20 protein-coding genes, 1 tRNA gene, 3 rRNA genes and 2 other annotated features are annotated in these 21,848 nt (G+C 40.5%); of the genes, 18 read left to right on the forward strand and 6 right to left on the reverse strand.

Translation table 11 applies throughout. The annotated features are described in order from the left end of the window. Position 1: 1 nt before the first annotated feature. The 7 genes from truA to BN1082_RS26300 all read left to right on the forward strand — a co-directional run bounded on the left by truA (position 2) and on the right by BN1082_RS26300 (position 5,167). The gene (truA, locus tag BN1082_RS26270) at positions 2-742 is read left to right on the forward strand and encodes a tRNA pseudouridine(38-40) synthase TruA (RefSeq protein ID WP_090640312.1); all 741 of its coding nucleotides are present in this window, start codon (positions 2-4) and stop codon (positions 740-742) included. A 245-nt stretch (positions 743-987) separates the two neighbouring features. Continuing rightward, a complete protein-coding gene (gene rplM, locus BN1082_RS26275; RefSeq protein ID WP_090640315.1) occupies positions 988-1,425 on the forward strand; it encodes a 50S ribosomal protein L13 in 438 nt (145 codons plus the stop codon). 20 nt (positions 1,426-1,445) lie between these two features. After that, complete coding sequence (gene rpsI / locus BN1082_RS26280; protein WP_090640318.1) at positions 1,446-1,838, forward strand: 30S ribosomal protein S9; 393 nt, start codon at positions 1,446-1,448, stop codon at positions 1,836-1,838. A gap of 80 nt (positions 1,839-1,918) precedes the next feature. Then, positions 1,919-2,638 (forward strand): YebC/PmpR family DNA-binding transcriptional regulator, encoded by a 720-nt coding sequence (locus BN1082_RS26285; RefSeq protein ID WP_090640321.1) that lies wholly within the window; start codon positions 1,919-1,921, stop codon positions 2,636-2,638. A gap of 118 nt (positions 2,639-2,756) precedes the next feature. After that, on the forward strand, positions 2,757-3,200 hold the full coding sequence (locus BN1082_RS26290) for a YbaK family protein (RefSeq protein WP_090640323.1): 444 nt from the start codon (positions 2,757-2,759) through the stop codon (positions 3,198-3,200). Positions 3,201-3,273: 73 nt separating this feature from the next. Continuing rightward, complete coding sequence (gene cwlD / locus BN1082_RS26295) at positions 3,274-3,996, forward strand: N-acetylmuramoyl-L-alanine amidase CwlD (protein WP_090640325.1); 723 nt, start codon at positions 3,274-3,276, stop codon at positions 3,994-3,996. A gap of 118 nt (positions 3,997-4,114) precedes the next feature. Further along, positions 4,115-5,167 carry an Mrp/NBP35 family ATP-binding protein gene (locus tag BN1082_RS26300; protein ID WP_090640326.1) on the forward strand — a complete coding sequence of 351 codons (1,053 nt, stop codon included), beginning with the start codon at positions 4,115-4,117 and terminating at the stop codon, positions 5,165-5,167. A gap of 63 nt (positions 5,168-5,230) precedes the next feature. Here BN1082_RS26300 and gerD read toward each other — a convergent pair whose 3' ends face one another. Continuing rightward, on the reverse strand, positions 5,231-5,839 hold the full coding sequence (gerD, locus tag BN1082_RS26305; RefSeq protein WP_245640569.1) for a spore germination lipoprotein GerD: 609 nt from the start codon (positions 5,837-5,839) through the stop codon (positions 5,231-5,233). 150 nt (positions 5,840-5,989) lie between these two features. Between gerD and BN1082_RS26310 the strand changes: the two genes are divergently transcribed. After that, positions 5,990-6,679, forward strand: coding sequence for a KinB-signaling pathway activation protein (locus tag BN1082_RS26310; protein WP_090640329.1), 690 nt, complete (start codon positions 5,990-5,992; stop codon positions 6,677-6,679). A 21-nt stretch (positions 6,680-6,700) separates the two neighbouring features. On the opposite strand, the gene pdaB is transcribed toward BN1082_RS26310, so the two are convergent. Then, positions 6,701-7,453, reverse strand: a complete 753-nt coding sequence (gene pdaB / locus BN1082_RS26315) for a polysaccharide deacetylase family sporulation protein PdaB (RefSeq protein WP_090640331.1) — start codon at positions 7,451-7,453, stop codon at positions 6,701-6,703. 136 nt (positions 7,454-7,589) lie between these two features. Between pdaB and BN1082_RS26320 the strand changes: the two genes are divergently transcribed. The 4 genes from BN1082_RS26320 (at position 7,590) to rrf (BN1082_RS26335) (ending at position 11,666) form a co-directional block, all read left to right on the forward strand. Next, positions 7,590-7,820 (forward strand): hypothetical protein, encoded by a 231-nt coding sequence (locus BN1082_RS26320; RefSeq protein WP_090640334.1) that lies wholly within the window; start codon positions 7,590-7,592, stop codon positions 7,818-7,820. Between the two features lie 260 nt (positions 7,821-8,080). Then, positions 8,081-9,628: ribosomal RNA gene (locus tag BN1082_RS26325) — 16S ribosomal RNA — on the forward strand. Between the two features lie 685 nt (positions 9,629-10,313). Beyond that, positions 10,314-10,430 (forward strand): 5S ribosomal RNA (rrf, locus tag BN1082_RS26330). Positions 10,431-11,036: 606 nt separating this feature from the next. After that, positions 11,037-11,450 (forward strand) — a sequence feature (most likely nonfunctional fraction of RNA operon). A gap of 99 nt (positions 11,451-11,549) precedes the next feature. Continuing rightward, positions 11,550-11,666, forward strand: a 5S ribosomal RNA gene (gene rrf / locus BN1082_RS26335). A 176-nt stretch (positions 11,667-11,842) separates the two neighbouring features. On the opposite strand, the gene BN1082_RS27925 is transcribed toward rrf (BN1082_RS26335), so the two are convergent. Together BN1082_RS27925 and BN1082_RS26340 are read right to left on the reverse strand one after the other, a co-directional pair. Next, positions 11,843-12,223 carry a hypothetical protein gene (locus BN1082_RS27925; RefSeq protein WP_176699961.1) on the reverse strand — a complete coding sequence of 127 codons (381 nt, stop codon included), beginning with the start codon at positions 12,221-12,223 and terminating at the stop codon, positions 11,843-11,845. A gap of 297 nt (positions 12,224-12,520) precedes the next feature. Beyond that, positions 12,521-13,453, reverse strand: coding sequence for a YaaC family protein (locus BN1082_RS26340; protein WP_090640337.1), 933 nt, complete (start codon positions 13,451-13,453; stop codon positions 12,521-12,523). A 105-nt stretch (positions 13,454-13,558) separates the two neighbouring features. On the opposite strand from BN1082_RS26340, the gene guaB reads away from it, so the two are divergent. The 6 genes from guaB (at position 13,559) to BN1082_RS26375 (ending at position 20,231) form a co-directional block, all read left to right on the forward strand. After that, complete coding sequence (gene guaB / locus BN1082_RS26345) at positions 13,559-15,031, forward strand: IMP dehydrogenase (RefSeq protein ID WP_090640339.1); 1,473 nt, start codon at positions 13,559-13,561, stop codon at positions 15,029-15,031. Between the two features lie 249 nt (positions 15,032-15,280). Then, positions 15,281-16,582, forward strand: a complete 1,302-nt coding sequence (locus tag BN1082_RS26350) for a serine hydrolase (protein ID WP_176699964.1) — start codon at positions 15,281-15,283, stop codon at positions 16,580-16,582. A 181-nt stretch (positions 16,583-16,763) separates the two neighbouring features. Beyond that, on the forward strand, positions 16,764-17,645 hold the full coding sequence (gene pdxS, locus BN1082_RS26355) for a pyridoxal 5'-phosphate synthase lyase subunit PdxS (protein ID WP_090640343.1): 882 nt from the start codon (positions 16,764-16,766) through the stop codon (positions 17,643-17,645). A gap of 202 nt (positions 17,646-17,847) precedes the next feature. Further along, positions 17,848-18,438 (forward strand): pyridoxal 5'-phosphate synthase glutaminase subunit PdxT, encoded by a 591-nt coding sequence (gene pdxT / locus BN1082_RS26360; protein ID WP_090640346.1) that lies wholly within the window; start codon positions 17,848-17,850, stop codon positions 18,436-18,438. 53 nt (positions 18,439-18,491) lie between these two features. Beyond that, positions 18,492-18,713: a binding site (T-box leader), on the forward strand. A gap of 45 nt (positions 18,714-18,758) precedes the next feature. Further along, complete coding sequence (gene serS, locus BN1082_RS26370) at positions 18,759-20,039, forward strand: serine--tRNA ligase (RefSeq protein ID WP_090640352.1); 1,281 nt, start codon at positions 18,759-18,761, stop codon at positions 20,037-20,039. Positions 20,040-20,138: 99 nt separating this feature from the next. Continuing rightward, positions 20,139-20,231 (forward strand) — tRNA-Ser (locus tag BN1082_RS26375). A 129-nt stretch (positions 20,232-20,360) separates the two neighbouring features. Here the strand turns inward: BN1082_RS26375 and BN1082_RS26380 are convergent. Further along, positions 20,361-21,056, reverse strand: a complete 696-nt coding sequence (locus BN1082_RS26380) for a deoxynucleoside kinase (protein ID WP_090640355.1) — start codon at positions 21,054-21,056, stop codon at positions 20,361-20,363. A 16-nt stretch (positions 21,057-21,072) separates the two neighbouring features. Continuing rightward, positions 21,073-21,720, reverse strand: a complete 648-nt coding sequence (locus tag BN1082_RS26385) for a deoxynucleoside kinase (RefSeq protein WP_090640358.1) — start codon at positions 21,718-21,720, stop codon at positions 21,073-21,075. Positions 21,721-21,848 lie beyond the last annotated feature (128 nt).

Genomic DNA, 21,848 nt, shown 5'->3' on the forward strand with positions numbered 1-21,848 from the left:
CATGCAACGGTATAAATGCATCATTTCATATGACGGCATCGGCTTTTCCGGTTATCAGGTCCAACCGAATAAACGAACGGTTCAAAGTGAGCTTGAGGCGGTTTTAGCAAAAATGCATAAAGGCATGGCTGTTAAGGTTTCTGCTTCCGGAAGAACCGATGCGGGTGTCCATGCAAAGGGTCAGGTTATTCACTTTGATTCCCCACTTGTCATTCCAATGGAAAAGTGGGCAATGGCTTTGAACTCCTTGTTGCCTGATGATCTTTCTGTTTTATCGGTTGAAAAGGCAAAGGATACTTTCCATGCCAGATACGATGCCATTGGGAAGGAATATCGCTATTATCTGCAAATGTCATCGGTGAGAGACCCATTTCAGCGAAATTATGCGTATCAATACCCTTATAAGCTGGATCTGGAAACAATAAAAGAAGCCAGTCAATATTTAATAGGGACGCATGACTTTACTAGCTTTTGTTCGGCAAAGACTGAGATAGAGGACCGTATTCGAACGATTAATGCCATTGAGATCACCCTAGAAGGAGACAAGCTATGCTTTCGCTTTGTTGGCAATGGATTTTTGTATAATATGGTTCGTATTCTTGTTGGTACATTACTAGAGGTTGGAACAGGGGATAGACTTCCATCTGACATACCGGATATTATAGCCAAAAGAGATCGCCGCTTCGCCGGAAAAACGGCGCCGGGACATGGATTATATTTGTGGAAGGTTTTTTACAAATAACAACCCATCCTGGTGTAACATTTTCTTGACTTTGTGGCATTAAGCGTTTATCATATCATATGTATGTGTTTTAATCCCACGATAAAGCCCCGGAAAGTCTTCATCGTGATTGAAATATACGAAACCAAAACTAAGGCGTTAAAAGGCATTTGACTTTCATTCCCGGAACAGTTTGAAGCTCAGAATGCTCCATTGAAACGCGAAAAATATTAATCTTTATTGGATTTATTTTAGGAGGGAAATTCATGCGTACTACGTTTATGGCAAATGCCAATAATATCGAACGCAAATGGTACGTAGTTGATGCAGAAGGCAAAACTTTAGGTCGTCTTGCTTCTGAAGTTGCATCAATCCTACGTGGTAAACATAAGCCAACTTACACACCACATGTTGACACTGGTGATCATGTTATCATTCTTAATGCATCTAAAGTTGAGTTAACTGGTAAGAAATTAACTGACAAAGTCTACTACCGTCACAGCTTACATCCAGGTGGTTTAAAAACTAGAACTGCTTTAGAAATGCGTACGAACTATGCAGAGAAAATGCTTGAGCTTGCTGTTCGCGGCATGCTTCCAAAGAATTCTCTTGGCCGTCAAATGTTCAAAAAATTACATGTATATGCTGGTAGCGAACATCCGCATCAAGCACAAAAACCAGAAGTTTACGAACTTCGCGGTTAATTTAGAAGGAGGGAATTAACTTGGCACAAGTTCAATATATTGGTACTGGCCGTCGTAAGAGCTCTGTCGCACGTGTGCGTCTAGTTCCAGGCACAGGAAAAATTATTATCAACGATCGTGACATTGAAAACTATATCCCATTTGAAGCTTTACGTGTTATTGTAAGACAACCATTAGTTGCGACTGAAACAGTTGGCAGCTACGATGTTCTTGTAAACGTAGGCGGCGGAGGTTACACTGGTCAAGCTGGCGCAATTCGCCACGGTATTGCCCGCGCATTACTTCAAGCTGATCCAGAATACCGCCCATCTTTAAAACGCGCTGGTCTGTTAACTCGTGACCCACGTATGAAAGAACGTAAAAAATACGGTCTTAAAGGTGCTCGTCGTGCGCCTCAGTTCTCAAAGCGTTAATTTGCTGGTATTCAAGGCTCTCAGACCATTTGGTTTGGGAGTCTTTTTTGGAGATTCACAAAAGAAGGAGAGTGTTCATAATGGGTCGTAAATGGAACAATATTAAAGACAAAAAGGCATCAAAGGATGCTAATACGAGTCGTATATATGCAAAGTTTGGGGTTGAAATTTACGTAGCAGCAAAGCAAGGTGTACCAGATCCGGAAGGAAATCAGGCGCTAAAATTCGTCCTCGAGCGTGCAAAAACATATAATGTACCAAGACACATTATTGATCGTGCAATTGACAAAGCGAAAGGCAATTCAGATGAAGCCTATTCCGAACTTCGTTACGAAGGCTTCGGTCCAAATGGTTCCATGGTCATTGTAGATGCATTGACAAATAACGTAAACCGAACAGCTTCTGATGTGCGTGCGGCTTTTGGTAAAAATGGCGGGAACATGGGCGTAAGCGGTTCTGTTGCGTATATGTTTGATCAAACAGCTGTCATCGGTGTTGAGGGAAAATCTTCAGATGAAGTGTTAGAACTTTTAATGGAAGCTGATCTAGATGTTCGTGACATTATCGAAGAAGAGGACCAGATCATCGTTTATGCAGAGCCTGATCAGTTCCACGCAGTTCAGGAAGCGTTCAAAAATGCAGGGATAACAGAATTTACTGTTGCTGAACTAACAATGCTTGCACAAAATGATCTCACTCTTCCAGAAGATGCACAAGCAAAGTTTGAAAAAATGATCGATGTTTTAGAAGATTTAGATGATGTTCAACGAGTGTACCACAATGTTGATTTAGGTGAATAGTTAGGAAAAACTCCAGCCATTTTTGGTTGGAGTTTTTTTAAAATCAAATATTGGCAATCGAGTCCTTGTATTTCTTCACATCGCGGGATGAAGAATAGTCCTAAGAGGTGAAATGTAAGTGAATGTAATTACAACCCTTAATGATAAACGCCGTGAGAGGCAAGTCAAATATGAGCGTTCAGTCCTGCGGGATTTATCGATAAACACGTTAAAGGAACGAGTAAAGCAATACTTTGGATCAACTAGAATTGCTTCAAGCATTCTTATGAACACTGGTATCGAAGAGGCATGTTATGATGTGGCGCTTGAAGCTTATCTGTTAGGAGCGAAATTTAGCAAATTCGGCTTCCACGGAGAAGGAATAGAAGAAGTGCGCTTGCGCTGTATGCGTGAAGAAAAGCATTTAATGGATACTTTGTATAATTTTTTACTTTATTGGGGATCCGGTCATGAAGGAGCGATGAGTGAGTCTCTATTCTACCATTGCGAGCAATACGTACAGGTGTGGTGGCGGGAGGGCTTCGAAAAGGGCCAGAGACGGCATAAGCTGAGGCTTCATTAATATCAGTTCTAAAACTTCCCCTTGTCCCATATAGTTAAAGGGAACAGGGGCGAGCGGGAAGGAATGATCTGGATTGAGAAAGCGTTGGCTGAAAACGATCGGTTTCATCATTGGACTGGCTGTTTTATTTCTCATTTTACAGCATAATTTTTTGGATAAAGTTTCATGGAAAACATGGAATCTACCCTTGTCGGGGAAAATAATTTTGCTTGACCCGGGTCATGGCGGTCCGGATGGGGGAGCTGGCAGTGGTGATACATTAGAAAAGGACATTGCTTTAAAAATCACGTTAAAGGTAAGGGATTATTTACAGGAACAAGGTGCCCTTGTTGTCATGACGAGAGTAACGGATACAGACCTAGCAGATCCCGATACAAGAGGCTATAGCAGAAGAAAAGTAGAAGACTTGAAACAACGATTAAAAATGATCAACGATTCAGATAATGATTTTTTTGTCAGCATTCATTTAAATGCCATTCCGTCTTCAAGATGGAGCGGGGCCCAAACCTTTTATGCACCACAGCATGAGGAAAATGCAAGAGCGGCAAAATTTATTCAAGAGGAGCTTCGCAAAAACTTAGGGAATACAAACCGTAAGGCAAAGCCGATTAACCAAGTCTATATATTAAAAAATGCGAAGAAGCCCGGCGTTTTAGTCGAAGTTGGTTTTTTGTCTAATCCAACTGAAAAAGAAAAGCTAAAAAAAGACTCCTACCAGGAAAAAGTGTCTATATCCATTTATAAAGGGATATTGCGTTACTTTACAAATGAAAAGGAATTAAAAGAAACAGAGTGAGGAAGGTCAGGATACCTTCCTTTATTTCTTTTTCTTACGCTTTCATTTAACTGTATCGGTAATTTGTTATGGTATACTAGAACGTGAAATCGAATTCATTAGGTGAGGTGTTTTTTTAATGTTAACAGAAGCAAGAATTCGTGAGGTTCTTGGGAGCCTCAAAGAACCATTTTTACATATATCACTCGCTGATTTGCAAGCAATCGAAGAAATAAAGATAAAAGAAGAAAAGAATCATGTCAGCGTAAAAGTATTAATCGCCAAAACAGGTACGTCCGAACAGCTGCAATTGCAAACGCAAATCGTTAATCTATTAAAGGAAGCGGGAGCAGCAACGGTAGGCATCCGTTTTAGTGAATTGCCTGAAGAAGTTTTAGCGCAGCATCGTCATGCAGCCGGCGCAGCGGAGGAGAACAACCTTTTACATTCAAATACAACCTTTATTGCCATAGCTAGTGGTAAAGGCGGTGTTGGGAAGTCAACGGTCTCCGTTAACCTTGCCGTATCCTTGGCCCGCTTAGGGAAAAAAGTAGGGCTGATTGACGCTGATATTTATGGGTTTAGCGTACCTGATATGATGGGAATTACCAAAAGACCTGTCGTCCGTGGTGAAAAAATCATTCCTGTTGAGCGCTTTGGCGTTCAAGTAATTTCGATGGGCTTCTTTGTCGAAGACAATGCTCCGATTATTTGGCGCGGACCTATGTTAGGAAAAATGCTTAACAGCTTTTTTAGCGAAGTTGAATGGGGAGAATTGGATTATCTAGTGTTAGACTTACCTCCGGGTACTGGGGACGTGGCATTAGACGTTCACACGATGCTCCCTGCTTGTAAAGAAATTATAGTGACAACCCCACATCCAACGGCAGCCTTTGTAGCGGCCCGAGCTGGTGCTATGGCACTGCGCACCGAGCATGAAGTCCTTGGAATCATTGAAAACATGGCATATTTTGAAAGCAAACTAACAGGCGAAAAAGAGTATGTTTTTGGCAGGGGCGGCGGTGAAAAACTCGCCGAAGAGTTAAATACCGAAATTCTTGGACGTCTACCTCTTGCTCAGCCAGACTGGAATGAAGACGACTTTGCCCCATCCATTTATCAGGAAGACCATAAGCTCGGAAAAATTTATTTAGAAATTGCTGAAAAAGTTGCAAGCAAGCTAAAAAAATAGATGAAAAAAGCCTCATCCATTTTACTGTGGAGAGGCTCTTTTCTTTATTCAGTTAGATGACCTTTATGCCCCGCCTGGGCTTTGTCCACCGCTTGTTTCTTGTCCGCCTTTGCTACTAGGTTTTGTTTTCATATCCTCAGCAGCCTTCATCAATATGTCTTGCATTTTCACTTTATATAATGGGCTATCCATTGTTTCTGTAATGACCTTCTGAAGATGCTCACGGTAGTCTTTGCTTTTAAGAGCATCCGCCAACTCTTTTTGAATATCAGGCTCTTTAAAAACCTGAATCATCATATTTCTATATTCGGGGTCATTCATCAGCGTCTTCAATAGTTTTTTATTCTCACTTTGCATGTTTTGGGCAACACTTTTTGCAAATTTAGGGTCGCTAAAGGTTTTTTTCCAAAATTCCGTCGCTTTATCGGAAGTAAGGGTTTGTTGAATGGTGTCGGAGACAACCTTTTGATCCATAACAAGCTTATCTTTCATTTTATCATCGGACATCACGTCTTGAATGGCTTTCTTGCCGTCATCTGTTTTAAGAATATCGACAACCATTTTCTTCGTTTGATCGTAATCAAGCTGCCCGCTGCTGCTTGTATCTTGCGGAGAACAGCTCGCGAGCAACATCATAATAGGGAGGAGGAGCATCATACCCTTTACTCTCATTTCCAAGCTCCTTTCACATAAGAATCCTTACATGTAGGATGAAGAAAATCGGTAAGGATTATACATCTAACTTCATCAAAAGATAGATTTTTCAATATTGGATTGATACAATCAAAATAAATGGATTTTTTAACTATGGGGGTTCGTATTGTGACTAGCCGTAATTGGGTAAAATTGTTCATGACCACATTATTAATAGGCGGAATTACGACGGCTATTTTTGGTTTTATTCTTCGATGGAATGAGTTTCAGCCCTACTTCACTGAATTTAAAATAATTGATATACTTTCCGCATTTATTTGGCTAATTGGGATGGGCTTTCTCTTTAGTTTAGTAAGCCAGCTGGGTTTTTTTGCTTATTTGACAGTGCATCGCTTTGGACTAGGAATTTTTAAATCCGTATCCCTTTGGAATGCTGTTCAGATTGTGTTTATTCTCTTTGGATTCTTTGATCTCATCTATTTACGATACGTTAACTTTGCCAAACAAGGAGAATCCATAATCCCTTATTTTGGCCCAGCTCTCATTTTGCTAGTAGCTGGTTTAGTGGTAGCCCGGATAAAAATGAAACAGACCAATCGGGAAGCGTTCATTCCAGCCCTTTTTGTGATGACAATTGTAACCTTAGTGGAATGGGTCCCCGCACTAAAAGTGAATGATAGAAGTTGGCTATACCTCATGATGCTTGCCTTAATGGCTTGCAATGCCTACCAGTTATTAATTCTACATAAATTGAATGCAAAATCTGCACAGGAAAGACAAAAGCGTGCTAGTCAATCCAATAATCATAAACCACTAAGTGGTAATAAAAAAGCACTAACAAAAAAACCGTCCATGTGAGTTTGGACGGTTTTTTTGTTGTTATTTTACTTCCTGCGATTGTGCGTTGCCATTAGCAATCATTTCAGAAACGGAAACAAGTTTCATACCCTTGCTTTGAACATCCTTAATAATCATCGGGAGGGCATTGGCGGTTTGTTTAGCAGAATCAGATGCATGAAGAAGAACAATATCCCCGTTTTTTGCATTACTAACATTTTCTGCGATTTTATTTACACCCGGATTCATCCAATCCTTTGAATCAATTCTCCAGCTCACTACCGTATAACCATAACGCTCAGCAATTTTTAACGTTCGCTTATCAAAATGACCGGTCGGAGCACGAAGCAGCTTTATATCCTTAACATTTAACTTTTTAAAAACCTCTTGTGCTTTTGAAATATCTTTTCCAATTTCCCTATCATCTAAATCAATATAATCCTCGTAAGCATAGCCAAGGATACCAATTTCATACCCATCCTTTACAATCCGACTTACAAGATCGGGATGACGCTCTGCCCAGGAGCCAGCTAAAAAGAAGGTAGCACCCTTAACATTCTCTTTTTTTAACGTATCTAAAATCGGTTCTGCTTTTTCATCACCCCAGCCAATATTAAAGGTGAGAGCGATGTCTTTTTCGCCTCGGTAAACGGCTTTAGGTCCATCCTTTGTGGAGAAAACAGAAATTTGCGCATGATTTTCCATGTAAAAGAACCATGCAGCAAAAAAGGCTGCCATTAATATTAATAAAACGCTCCGCAAAGATTTACCATTTAACACATAAAAGAAATTCACTTTGACCACCTCGTCCCATACCATCCTTGTCTCAAGCCTATGCAAATTTTTTAGATAATATGATAAAAGAAAATAATAATAAATTTTAATAAATTGGAAAAGACTACTATAACTAGATATTTTGTGGAGGGATTTAATGCTTGGACTTCTCATAAATGAAAAAGAAGTAAAAGAAATTGAATATCTAATAAAAAGAGAAATGGATGAAATCCTATTTGACTTACGCGATGAGCGAATCGACCAGATTGTTAAAAGAGCAATGGAGGAAAGATATAAAATTTTATTTACTTTATTCAGGAGGTTGGCTTCACCAAATGAATGTTTTAAATACATTCGACATGATAAGAAGGGCAGAATGAAAGGGTAGTTAGCAGTTTTATTTTTATAAAAAATAGTGTTGACATTACTTAATAATCTTGTTATATTAATAAACGTCGCTGATGACATAAAAACAACAAAAAATAATTGTTGACTTTTTATTTCACAGGTGGTATATTAATAAAGTCGCTTTTGAGCGATGACAAAGATTGTTCTTTGAAAACTAAACAAACAAAAACGTCAACAAACAATAATTATTCACTTCATTTAATGATGTGAAGCCAACGTAAATTTCGAGCTAAATCAACTTTCTTGGAGAGTTTGATCCTGGCTCAGGACGAACGCTGGCGGCGTGCCTAATACATGCAAGTCGAGCGAATCTTTGGGAGCTTGCTCCCGAAGATTAGCGGCGGACGGGTGAGTAACACGTGGGCAACCTGCCTGTAAGACTGGGATAACTTCGGGAAACCGGAGCTAATACCGGATAATCCTTTTCCTCACATGAGGGAGAGCTGAAAGACGGTTTCGGCTGTCACTTACAGATGGGCCCGCGGCGCATTAGCTAGTTGGTGAGGTAACGGCTCACCAAGGCGACGATGCGTAGCCGACCTGAGAGGGTGATCGGCCACACTGGGACTGAGACACGGCCCAGACTCCTACGGGAGGCAGCAGTAGGGAATCTTCCGCAATGGACGAAAGTCTGACGGAGCAACGCCGCGTGAGCGAAGAAGGCCTTCGGGTCGTAAAGCTCTGTTGTTAGGGAAGAACAAGTATCGGAGTAACTGCCGGTACCTTGACGGTACCTAACCAGAAAGCCACGGCTAACTACGTGCCAGCAGCCGCGGTAATACGTAGGTGGCAAGCGTTGTCCGGAATTATTGGGCGTAAAGCGCGCGCAGGCGGTCCTTTAAGTCTGATGTGAAAGCCCACGGCTCAACCGTGGAGGGTCATTGGAAACTGGGGGACTTGAGTGCAGAAGAGGAAAGCGGAATTCCACGTGTAGCGGTGAAATGCGTAGAGATGTGGAGGAACACCAGTGGCGAAGGCGGCTTTCTGGTCTGTAACTGACGCTGAGGCGCGAAAGCGTGGGGAGCAAACAGGATTAGATACCCTGGTAGTCCACGCCGTAAACGATGAGTGCTAAGTGTTAGAGGGTTTCCGCCCTTTAGTGCTGCAGCTAACGCATTAAGCACTCCGCCTGGGGAGTACGGCCGCAAGGCTGAAACTCAAAGGAATTGACGGGGGCCCGCACAAGCGGTGGAGCATGTGGTTTAATTCGAAGCAACGCGAAGAACCTTACCAGGTCTTGACATCCTCTGACACTCCTAGAGATAGGACGTTCCCCTTCGGGGGACAGAGTGACAGGTGGTGCATGGTTGTCGTCAGCTCGTGTCGTGAGATGTTGGGTTAAGTCCCGCAACGAGCGCAACCCTTGATCTTAGTTGCCAGCATTCAGTTGGGCACTCTAAGGTGACTGCCGGTGACAAACCGGAGGAAGGTGGGGATGACGTCAAATCATCATGCCCCTTATGACCTGGGCTACACACGTGCTACAATGGATGGTACAAAGGGCAGCGAAGCCGTGAGGTGAAGCCAATCCCATAAAACCATTCTCAGTTCGGATTGTAGGCTGCAACTCGCCTACATGAAGCCGGAATCGCTAGTAATCGCGGATCAGCATGCCGCGGTGAATACGTTCCCGGGCCTTGTACACACCGCCCGTCACACCACGAGAGTTTGTAACACCCGAAGTCGGTGGGGTAACCGTAAGGAGCCAGCCGCCTAAGGTGGGACAGATGATTGGGGTGAAGTCGTAACAAGGTAGCCGTATCGGAAGTTAAGCTTCTCAGCGCTGATGGTAGTTGGGGGCTATCCCCCTGTGAGAGTAAGACGTTGCCAGGCAAATGAATGAAGACAACCGCATTAGGTTGTCTTTTTTTTGTATTCTGCATTTTTTTACGATTCGCGGATATGATACTAAAATTCGCTGATAGCCTGAAATATTGTAACTTTAAGCCTTTAATAGTAGTCAAAATTTAATGATATACTCCGGTTTTCTCCAAGAAAGAAGGGCTAATATTCATAATCGAGGCTCTAAGCGACCGAAATTGGGTGAAAAGCAAAAAACAGTAGCTTATAGTGGTTATATACGATATACGAGCCCCGATTCGAGCCAATCTAATAAATAGGGTCACGTAAATTAGAAATTAATTAACTTCTCTAAACTATATTAATAAGTCGAAAGCTTTTTATACAGTTTTGAAATCCTGCATTTAAGATTTATAGGGACGGATCGAAACGACCGAAAAGCTAGGAGCCGAAGCTAGACAAGTCATTTTAAATGAATATGGTACACTCGTTTTAGCTTATTTCTTCTGTATTATCTAGTTTTGACGGAATGATCCCTTAAGATTATTTTACTTTTTCCATTAATTCTATAAATCATTACACATTGAATGTCTGCTCCTTCGGCACAGCAAATTCGAGGAAGATTATGTTCACCTTTCGCAAGCCAGCAATGAAGCAAATTCAGTGATGTAGGCTTGGTGGCGATAGCAAGAAGGTCACACCCGTTTCAATACCGAACACGGAAGATAAGCTTCTCAGCACCAATGGTAGTTGGTGGCTATCCCACTGTGAGAGTAGGACGTTACCAGGCATTTGAATGAAGACAACCGCATAAGGCTGTCTTTTTTCGTACAGATTAAAATTGAAAGTGATGATAAGTAACCGAAATAGAAGGAATGGTGAATAAATGATAGCTTATCGAAGTCCTAGGCGACCGAAATCGGAGAAAAGAGGGAAATCGTCGCAATATCTATGTTATTTTGATTCCAAGTCTTATAAAATTTATGAAATCTGATTCAACTACTATGTTAGAACGTAGTTTTCATACATGATCTGTGGCAAAACTATGTATCATGGGCTATAAACGGGAACGAAAAATATATAAAAAATTATTGACGTTTCCTTTTGAAAGTGATAATATATAAAAGCTGTCGTTAATAACAAGTAAACAACTTGATAAAGAAATAAAAATTTAAAAAAGTGTTGACTTATTACTGACGATCTGATATATTAATAGAGTTGCTTCTGAAGAAAGATAAGAAGCGGCGCAATTGTTCTTTGAAAACTAAACAAACAAAAACGTCAACAAACAATAATTATTCACTTCATTTAATGATGTGAAGCCAACGTAAATTTCGAGCTAAATCAACTTTCTTGGAGAGTTTGATCCTGGCTCAGGACGAACGCTGGCGGCGTGCCTAATACATGCAAGTCGAGCGAATCTTTGGGAGCTTGCTCCCATTGGTTAGCGGCGGACGGGTGAGTAACACGTGGGCAACCTGCCTGTAAGACTGGGATAACTTCGGGAAACCGGAGCTAATACCGGATAATCCTTTTCCTCACATGAGGGAGAGCTGAAAGACGGTTTCGGCTGTCACTTACAGATGGGCCCGCGGCGCATTAGCTAGTTGGTGAGGTAACGGCTCACCAAGGCGACGATGCGTAGCTATGTGCGGACGGGATAAGTGCTGAAAGCATCTAAGCATGAAGCCCCCCTCAAGATGAGATTTCCCATAGCGCAAGCTAGTAAGATCCCTGAAAGATGATCAGGTTGATAGGTCAGAGGTGGAAGCGTGGTAACATGTGGAGCTGACTGATACTAATCGATCGAGGACTTAACCAAGTCATATTATATGAACAAGGCTTACTGGTTCAAACTTATTTCTTCTGTATTATCTAGTTTTGAGGGAATGATCCCTTAAGTAAATAGTCTGGTGGCGATAGCGAGAAGGTCACACCCGTTCCCATACCGAACACGGAAGTTAAGCTTCTCAGCGCTGATGGTAGTTGGGGGCTATCCCCCTGTGAGAGTAAGACGTTGCCAGGCAAATGAATGAAAGACAGCCTATTTTGGTTGTCTTTTTTTGTATTTTCGTCTTTTTTCTAGATTAAAAAACGGTAGCTAATAAAGGTTCTAAGCGACCGAAATTAGGTGAAAAGCGAAAAAATGGTAGCTTATAGAGGTTCTAAGTAACCGATAACGAGAAAATAAAGAAAAACAGGCTACCAATGAGGTTCTTGGTGACCGAAAACGGGAGAAAAGTGAAAAATAGGTAACCAAAAAGTGTTTTGGTGACCGAAAACGGGAGAAAAGTGAAAAATAGGTAACCAAAAAGTATTTTGGTGACCGAAAACGAGAGAAAAGTGAAAAATAGGTAACCAAAAAGTATTTTGGTGACCGAAAACGAGAGAAAAGTGAAAAATAGGTAACCAAAAAGTATTTTGGTGACCGAAAACGGGAGAAAAGTGAAAAATAGGTAACCAAAAAGTGTTTTGGTGACCGAAAACGAGAAAAAAGAGAAAAAAGAGAAAAACGGGTAACCAAGGTCCTTTGGTGACTGAAATCCAGAAAAAATAAAAAAACAGGTCACCAATAATCTCCATTGGTGACTAAAATCCGAAATAGAAAGCAGAATAGCCAACAATAACCCGACCGGCTTCCCAATTTACCCATAAAAAATCAATTATGGACATGTAATAACCTCTAATGGACTACCCAAGTCGCTAAAAATGTGGCTTTATTTTTAAGTTAAAAATCAACTTAGCATTTTAATAAAAAAAATCTAACTTCACTAGGATCTATATTTATTTTTACTGTTGACCACTATTTTCAGAAAAATAAACTCTCAATTCAGAGATTAGATATACGAATTAAAAAATCAACCATATTGTTTGGAAAATTCACCCCATTAAATACTGATAAATTAAAAATGGACCTTTTCGTAATGTAATCTCTAAAAAGGATTGAATAAAAGGAAAGTCTTTATTTGGCATCGTTTTTGTTAAATCACTCCACCACTCCGTTTCATATCGGGCAATCATACTAAGATTATAAAGAATCAAATAGTGGATTAGCAGCTCCGGGAAATGCAACCAATTGCTCTTTCTCGTGGGCAAGGAATGACATCCGTCCTCAAGATGATATTTTATAGGGGACGTGCCTTTTAGTGCTTGAGCGTCCATTGTAAAGGTTAAGCCTTCACTTGAAAAATCAATGGGTCTTTCAAATTTTGAAGTAATAAATTCTTTAAATCGATTTGCTGTCATATGATACTGATCTAAAACTTCTTCAGGAATTATAAATTTTTCACCATCAGTAAGTATTTTTGTAAATGTTTTTTTCCCCTCTAATCGGAAAAATAATTCATCTAATTCAGGTATGAGTTGAAGCAAGTCCTCCATGATGACTTTTTCCCCTTCTAGGTGTTTTATGTGAAACATCCTTTCTGACATAAATGGGAAAAGTCCATTTTTTTGAAATTTAACCTCATCCTGAAAGAATTGATAATTTTGCTTTTTTCTTTTTCTAGTTGAAACTCCATGGGCCAAAACGGCAGTGGTTTCCGGATAGAAAGGGTCAATGGTGAGTATACATGCTTTAATTAAATGAACTAGTCCGTAAAAAAGAAGAATGGGTTTTAATATAAGCGGAGATTTCTCAGCTTGTTCGTAATAAATTTGACCATGTTCAAGATAATAAAGAAAGGCATAGCTGTTTCCATAGCTTTTTTGCTCCGGATTTTCAATGTTAAACGTTTGATAATGACTTTTTAAAAATAACTGACAATACTCAGCAGAATAAAAACAACTATAGCTTTTCCAGCCCTGAAACATAAAATCACCCTATTCTGAAAAATCTAACATCTAATTTTCTCTTGACAGTATTTTATCCAATTGTTAACCTACAAATAAAAATTTTTCTCCTGGAGGCCTTTTATAATGTGGGAAAGTAAATTTGTTAAAGAAGGATTAACGTTTGATGATGTGTTACTAATTCCTGGTAAGTCAGAGGTTTTGCCTCGTGATGTTAATCTTCAAGTTCAATTGTCTAATACTGTAAAACTTGGTATTCCTATTATTAGTGCGGGGATGGACACAGTAACGGAGTCGGAAATGGCAATCGCCATGGCTCGACAAGGTGGTTTAGGAATCATCCACAAAAATATGACAATTGATCAGCAGGCTGAGCAGGTAGAAAAGGTTAAGCGTTCGGAAAGTGGGGTTATTACCGATCCATTCTTTTTAACTCCAGAGCATCAAGTATTTGATGCAGAGCATTTAATGGGAAAATATCGAATTTCTGGTGTGCCAATCGTCAATAACATGGAAGAACAAAAGCTTGTCGGAATTATTACTAACAGGGACCTTCGCTTTATTCAAGATCAGGACTATTCTTTTAAAATTTCTGATGTCATGACAAAAGAAGATCTTGTTACTGCGCCAGTTGGCACAACGTTAAAAGAAGCAGAAGAAATCCTTCAAAAATATAAAATTGAAAAGCTCCCTCTTGTAGATGAGCAAGGGGTATTAAAAGGCCTTATCACAATTAAGGACATTGAAAAGGTAATTGAATTTCCTAACGCTGCTAAAGACCATCAGGGCCGTTTATTAGCCGGCGCAGCTGTAGGGGTAACCAAAGACACGATGATGCGGGTCGAAGCGCTTGTGAAAGCAAATGTGGACGTTATAGTTGTTGATACAGCTCATGGTCATTCAAAAGGGGTCTATGATGTCGTTAAAGAAATTAGAAATACTTATCCAAGCTTAACGATTATTGCTGGTAACGTGGCAACAGCTGAAGCTACAAAGCATCTTATTGAAGCAGGAGCCGATGTAGTCAAAGTAGGAATTGGTCCTGGTTCTATTTGTACGACAAGAGTGGTTGCAGGCGTAGGTGTTCCACAAATTACTGCTATATATGATTGTGCAACAGAAGCAAAAAAACATGGAAAGACAATTATTGCTGATGGTGGAATTAAATATTCCGGCGATATCGTAAAGGCACTGGCATCTGGTGGGCATGCTGTTATGCTTGGAAGCTTACTTGCAGGAGTTTCTGAAAGTCCAGGTGAAACAGAGATCTTCCAAGGGCGTCGCTTTAAAGTGTATCGTGGAATGGGATCAGTTGCGGCGATGGAGAAAGGCTCAAAGGACCGTTATTTCCAAGAGGAAAATAAAAAGTTTGTGCCAGAAGGAATTGAAGGGCGTCTGCCTTATAAAGGACCTTTGGCTGAAACTGTTTACCAGTTAATCGGCGGTCTTCGTGCCGGCATGGGGTATTGTGGTACTAAGGACCTTTATGAATTAAGAGAAAAGGCACAATTTATTAGGATGACCGGAGCAGGTCTAAGGGAAAGTCACCCGCATGATGTTCAAATTACAAAAGAGGCTCCAAACTACTCCTTATCATAAAATGACAAGCAGAGAAGCAAAAATCTTCTCTGCTTTTTCTTTTGGAATCGAACAGCAAGCCCACTCTTTTATATGAAAAAAGATCTATTATTTTTTGAAAAACTGATAGATTTGGAAAAAGAATGAGCCTAGACTTGCTCTATGCATCGCTATAGATATTGTGTTAAAATAACCAAAGTGTATTAATACTTGGAGGGCGTTACAGTGAACAAATTTTTTTCGCAAAAATATATTGCTGGAATTTTGGCAATGGTGATGTTTTTTAGCCTATTTGCCGGATTAGGTCAAGCAAAAGCAGATACGGCATTTAAAATCAATGGTGATAGTGCCATTCTTGTTGATGGAAAAACAGGTCAGGTTTTATTTGAACAAAATGCAGATAGTATGCTGGGTATTGCCAGTATGTCAAAAATGATGACGGAATATATTTTGCTGAATGCCATTAAAGAAGGCAAAGTGAAATGGGATCAAGAATATACAGTTAGTGATACAGTGTATAAAATTTCGCAAAATAAAACTTTATCCAATGTACCGCTGCGCCGTGATGGTAAGTACAAGGTAAAAGAATTATATGATGCTATGGCTATTTATTCTGCTAATGGCGCAACCATTGCCCTTGCAGAAGTATTAGCAGGCACAGAAGCAAACTTTGTAAAAATGATGAATGACACAGCCAATAAATTAGGATTAAAGGATTATAAATTTGTCAATTCGACTGGTTTAAGTAATAAGGACTACAATGGCATGCAGCCAACAGGTAGTGCTGAGGATGAAAACTTGATGTCTGCTCGTTCTGTAGCAACGTTAGCCTTTCACTTAATCAATGATTTCCCAGAAGTCCTTAAGACCGCTAGCACCCCTACTATGATGTTTAGAGGTGGAACAACCGATCAGATAAAAATGGATAACTGGAACTGGATGCTACCAAGCTTAGTATATAGTTATCAAGGAATGGAAGGGCTTAAAACAGGACATACTGATTTGGCAGGTAACTGTTTTACAGGAACAGCTATGCGTGATGGCAAAAGGTATATTACTGTTGTCCAAAATGCAAAAGAAGCAAATGGTCAAAGTACATATAAAGCACGCTTTGACGAAACACGCAAAATGATGGATTTCGCTTTTTCTAATTTTTCAAAAGAAGAGGTATTACCGCAGCATTATGTTATAAAAGGTAATGAGACGGTCCCTGTGACCAGCGGAAAAGCGAAGCAAGTGAAAATTTATACAAAAACAGCGGTGAACATAGACACTTTAAATGGTGATAAGAATAATTATAAGCCTGTTTTAGTTTTGGATAAAAATAAAGTAGATAAAAATGGCGCATTAATGGCCCCAATTAAAAAAGGCGACAAAGTCGGCTATGTGACACTTGTACCGAAAAATGGCGAAAAACTAAGCTATCTTACAGGGGAAGAAGCACAAGTAGATGTCATCGCTGCACAGGATGTTGAAAAAGCAAATTGGTTCGTTCTTATGATGCGTGGAATCGGCGGCTTTTTCGGGAATGTTGGGCACAGTATCGGCCATACCGTTAAAGGATGGTTCTAGAAATAGCCACTTTTAAAAAGGGTTCATGTCTTGACATGAACCCCTTTTTGTTGTTTATTTTAATTTGTGGGAAAAATTAATTTAATTCCGACTGAATAGGTAAAGATTTCCTGATTGTTGTTTAGATTGTTGTTTAATTTATCAAAACATTATTAAAATCGGCTCAATAGGAGGAATTACTATGAAAACTGGTACGGATCGTGTAAAACGTGGAATGGCTGAAATGCAAAAGGGTGGCGTCATTATGGACGTTGTTAATGCAGAACAGGCAAAAATTGCTGAGGAGGCCGGCGCAGTAGCCGTTATGGCACTAGAGCGTGTCCCATCAGATATTCGTGCTGCAGGCGGAGTTGCAAGAATGGCTGATCCACGAATTGTAGAAGAGGTATTAAATGCTGTAAGTATCCCTGTTATGGCGAAAGCAAGAATTGGTCACATTGTCGAGGCACGTGTGCTAGAAGCGATGGGTGTTGACTATATCGATGAAAGTGAAGTATTAACACCTGCTGACGAAGAATTCCACTTAAACAAGAAGGAATATACTGTTCCATTTGTTTGTGGCTGCCGTGACTTAGGCGAAGCTGCTCGCAGGATTGGAGAAGGCGCTTCCATGCTTCGTACGAAGGGTGAACCAGGTACTGGGAACATCGTTGAGGCTGTTCGCCACATGCGTAAGGTAAATGCTCAAGTACGTAAAGTTGTTGCGATGAACGAAGATGAGTTAATGACAGAAGCAAAGCTACTAGGTGCACCATATGAAACTTTACTTGAAATCAAACGTTTAGGCCGTCTTCCAGTGGTAAACTTCGCAGCAGGCGGAGTTGCTACACCAGCTGATGCCGCTCTTATGATGCAATTAGGAGCTGATGGGGTATTTGTTGGTTCTGGTATTTTCAAATCCGAAAACCCTGCTTTGTTTGCAAAAGCAATTGTTGAAGCAACGACCCATTATCAAGATTACAAACTAATTGCTGAGCTTTCAAAAAATCTTGGAACACCAATGAAGGGAATTGAAATTTCATCATTGGCTGCCAAAGACCGCATGCAGGAACGCGGCTGGTAAAAAGAAAAGCGGAAGGCGCCCGCTTATCGGCGACAAGCACAAGACGAGCCGGCATGAAAGTTGCCTTTTAACCTTCTTGACGGATTGGCTTGTGCCTCGAGCCGATGGCACCTGGAGCTAGACAGGAAGAAAAGCGGAAGCGCCTCGGTCAGGGGCGACAAGCATAAGACGAGCCGCGATGGCTGGACAAGGAGTAATTTCTATGGTGAAAGTAGGGGTGCTTGCCTTACAAGGGGCAGTACGTGAACACATCCAATCGGTTGAAGCATGTGGTGTAGAAGCCGTTGCCATCAAACACAAAGAACAGCTAGAAGAGGTGGATGGCCTTGTTCTCCCTGGCGGCGAAAGCACGACAATGCGGCGTTTGATTGATAAATATGATTTTATGGATGCACTAAAGGAATTTGCCCGCGCGGGAAAACCGATGTTTGGGACATGCGCTGGCCTCATTCTGATTGCTAAAAATGTTGTTGGTTACAAGGAGCCTCATATCGGTGTGATGGACGTTACGGTTGAACGTAATTCCTTTGGACGCCAGGTAGACAGCTTCGAGGCCGACCTCGATATTAAGGATGTAGTAGGGAATTTCCCTGCGGTGTTTATTCGTGCGCCGCATATTGTGGATGCAGGACCTGATGTGGAAATCCTAGCAAAGCATGATGACCGCATTGTTGCGGCACGGGAAGGTCAATTTCTTGGCTGCTCCTTTCATCCTGAGCTAACGGACAACCATCAACTTACTGCATACTTTATCGAGATGGTAAAAGAAGCAAAGCAAAAGAAACTTGCATAATTTGGTTGCAATTGGACCATAATTATAGTAACTTAAATATAAATATTCATAATGAAAAAGCAATGAGAGGAATTAGTAACAGGATACTCATTCTAAAGAGAGCCGGTGGCTGGTGGAAACCGGTGTTTGATACTTGTGAATCCATCCTCGAGCAAGGTACGGAACGCTTCTTTTTGAAGTTAGTAAGTACTTTCGGTAAAACCGTTAAATTTTTTCAAGGTGGACAGATTGTTCTGTCAACCAGGGTGGTAACGCGGGTAACTCTCGTCCCTGTTTTGGGGACGGGAGTTTTTTATTTTTAAAAAGGAGTTGTCAAAGCTATGTTGGATTTAAAATATTTAAGAGCAAATTTTGCTGAAGTGAAAGAGAAGCTGCAGCATCGTGGTGAGGATTTAACTGATTTAGGAAAGTTTGAAGAGCTTGATGTAAAAAGACGCGAATTAATCGTGGAGTCTGAGCAATTAAAAAGCCGAAGAAATGAGGTTTCTCAGCAAGTAGCTGTCCTAAAGCGGGAAAAACAAGATGCCGATCATCTGATTCAAGAAATGCGTGAAGTGGGCGACCGTATTAAAGTACTTGATGATGAGCTTCGAGGTGTAGAAGAAACCCTTGAGTTATTATTGCTAAGCATTCCTAATATCCCACATGAAAGCGTCCCTGTTGGCGAATCTGAGGATGATAATGTTGAAATAAGGAAATGGGGTCAGGTTCGTGAGTTTGCCTTTGAAGCAAAACCGCACTGGGATCTTGCCGACCATTTAGGAATACTAGATTTTGAACGAGCAGGGAAGGTTACTGGGAGCCGCTTTGTTTTTTATAAAGGCCTTGGAGCCCGCCTTGAGCGTGCGTTAATCAGCTTTATGCTTGACCTCCATGTCGATGAGCACGGCTATACAGAGGTTCTTCCGCCTTACATGGTGAATCGTGCCAGCATGACGGGAACAGGTCAGTTACCAAAATTCGAAGAGGATGCCTTTTTGATTGAAAGTGAAGATTATTTCTTAATTCCAACAGCGGAAGTACCCGTCACTAACCTGTATCGTGATGAAATTTTAACCGGTGAGGAGCTTCCTATTCGTTATGCTGCCTATAGTGCATGTTTCCGTTCTGAGGCGGGGTCTGCAGGGCGTGATACACGTGGCTTGATTCGTCAACATCAGTTTAATAAAGTGGAGCTTGTTAAATTTGTAAAGCCAGAGGATTCTTACGAAGAGCTTGAAAAACTGACAAATGATGCAGAGCGAGTTTTGCAATTATTAGAACTCCCTTATCGAGTCTTAAGCATGTGCACGGGTGACCTTGGTTTCACGGCTGCCAAAAAGTATGATATTGAAGTTTGGATCCCAAGCTATGGGATGTACCGAGAAATTTCTTCTTGCAGTAATTTTGAGGCCTTCCAAGCACGACGGGCTAATATTCGCTTCCGTCGCGATCTAAAAGCAAAACCTGAGCATGTTCATACCTTAAATGGATCAGGACTTGCTATTGGCCGTACGGTTGCCGCAATTTTGGAAAATTATCAGCAGGCCGATGGCAGTGTTGTGATTCCAACCGTACTGCGACCTTATATGGGTAACCGTGAGGTCATTAAACCGTTCTAAAAAAACAAATTTCCGGGCGGAAAAAATCCCGTCCGGAATTTATTTTTAATAACGTTTGACATCCAAAGCATTATGTGATAAATTATCATTTGTTGTCATGGAGGAATACCCAAGTCCGGCTGAAGGGATCGGTCTTGAAAACCGACAGGCGGGTTAAACCGCGCGGGGGTTCGAATCCCTCTTCCTCCGCCATAACAATATTTTTAATATCGCGCATAAAACTGGAGATTGAAATTCGCCGCAAGAGATTGCGGCGAATTTTTTTTTGAAAAGATAAAGAAGCAGGCGCTTGCGCTTTTCTAATAAAAAACACATATTGGCTTAACCAATATGTGCTTTTGATCTATTTAAAATTTCATTTAGCTTTTCTTCTACCTCGCGGCAAACTCGCTCGGCATCGAGGTCGTTATTTACGACATCAGTAGTATCCATATCGACAATTAACACTTCACTGGCATTGTAATGTTCGATGACCCATTCGTCATAGCCCTTCCAAACTTCAAAGTAATATTCTTTCAGTTCAGGATTAATTTCAAAGCTGCGGCCGCGTGCCATGATGCGGTCAACCACAGTATCAAATGATCCCTTTAAATAAACCATTAAATCCGGAGCCTTCTTAGGAAGTTGACTTAGCTCTTCCATCATATTATCGACTAGGTCTTCATAAATTTTGAATTCAAGGTCAGAAATTCTGCCTAGTTTTTTATTTACATAAGCAAAATACCAATCTTCGTAAATAGAACGATCTTGAATCGTAAAGATAGGCTCGTGCCAGTTGATACAGTCTTTTACGGTTTTGAAGCGTTTATTTAAGAAAAATAACTGTAAGAGAAAGGGAATTCTTTTTGCATCTAGCTCTTCAGGTGTAAGCTCATAATAAAGCGGAAGAATCGGATTATCATCCACCACTTCATAAAAAACTTTACTGTCAATTCCCTTATGTCTAAAGTGTGCATTCAAAGTATCGGCCACACTTGTCTTGCCTAAACCAATCATTCCACCAATAACGATACTCAACGAAATCCCCCTGTTTCTATAAAGTGTTGCTCCAGCTGTTTGATTTTAATGTTAATGAAAGCTTTTCAATAATATGGTTCAAATCCTGTTCGTTGTTCACAAAATCCAATTCATCGCCGTTAAAACGTAGAACCGGGATGTCGGGATGAAGCTGCGCGAAACTTGTTATGGTTTCCTCATAGTCAATGGATAACTGTTCTAAATATAATGGGCTGATGTTTTTCTCGAGTTCACGCCCTCTTATTTTAATTCGTTTTAAAAGAGTATCAAGGCTAGCATGTAAATAAATAATGACATTTGGTTTTGGCATATCAGCAGTTAATATCTGATAAATTTTATAATATTTTTGATACTCTTCGTGATTTAACGTTCGTTGTGCAAAAATCAAGTTTTTAAAAATATGATAGTCGGCCACTACAGATTGATGTTTGCTTAAGTAATGGGTATTAATATCCCCTAATTGCTTATAACGATTGCAAAGGAAAAACATCTCTGTTTGGAAGCTCCATTCCTCAATATTTTCATAAAACTTCCCTAAAAATGGATTTTCATCGACAATCTCTTTTAATAAAGCAAAATTAAAATGGTCCGAAATGGCCTTTGCGAGAGATGTTTTCCCAACACCTATCGGCCCTTCAACAGTAATAAAGGGTGTACCACCCATGTTGTTGCTCCCCTTTCTCCAACGGCCTGTACTCTCTATGATCAATTAGATTTATACTATTCGTATGGTACTAGTTATAAACCTTTTTCTTATATTATTAGAATCATTGGACTTCGAGAATTGTCCAG

The sequence above is a fragment of the Neobacillus massiliamazoniensis genome, assembly GCF_001048695.1.
GTDB lineage: Bacteria > Bacillota > Bacilli > Bacillales > Cytobacillaceae > Neobacillus > Neobacillus massiliamazoniensis.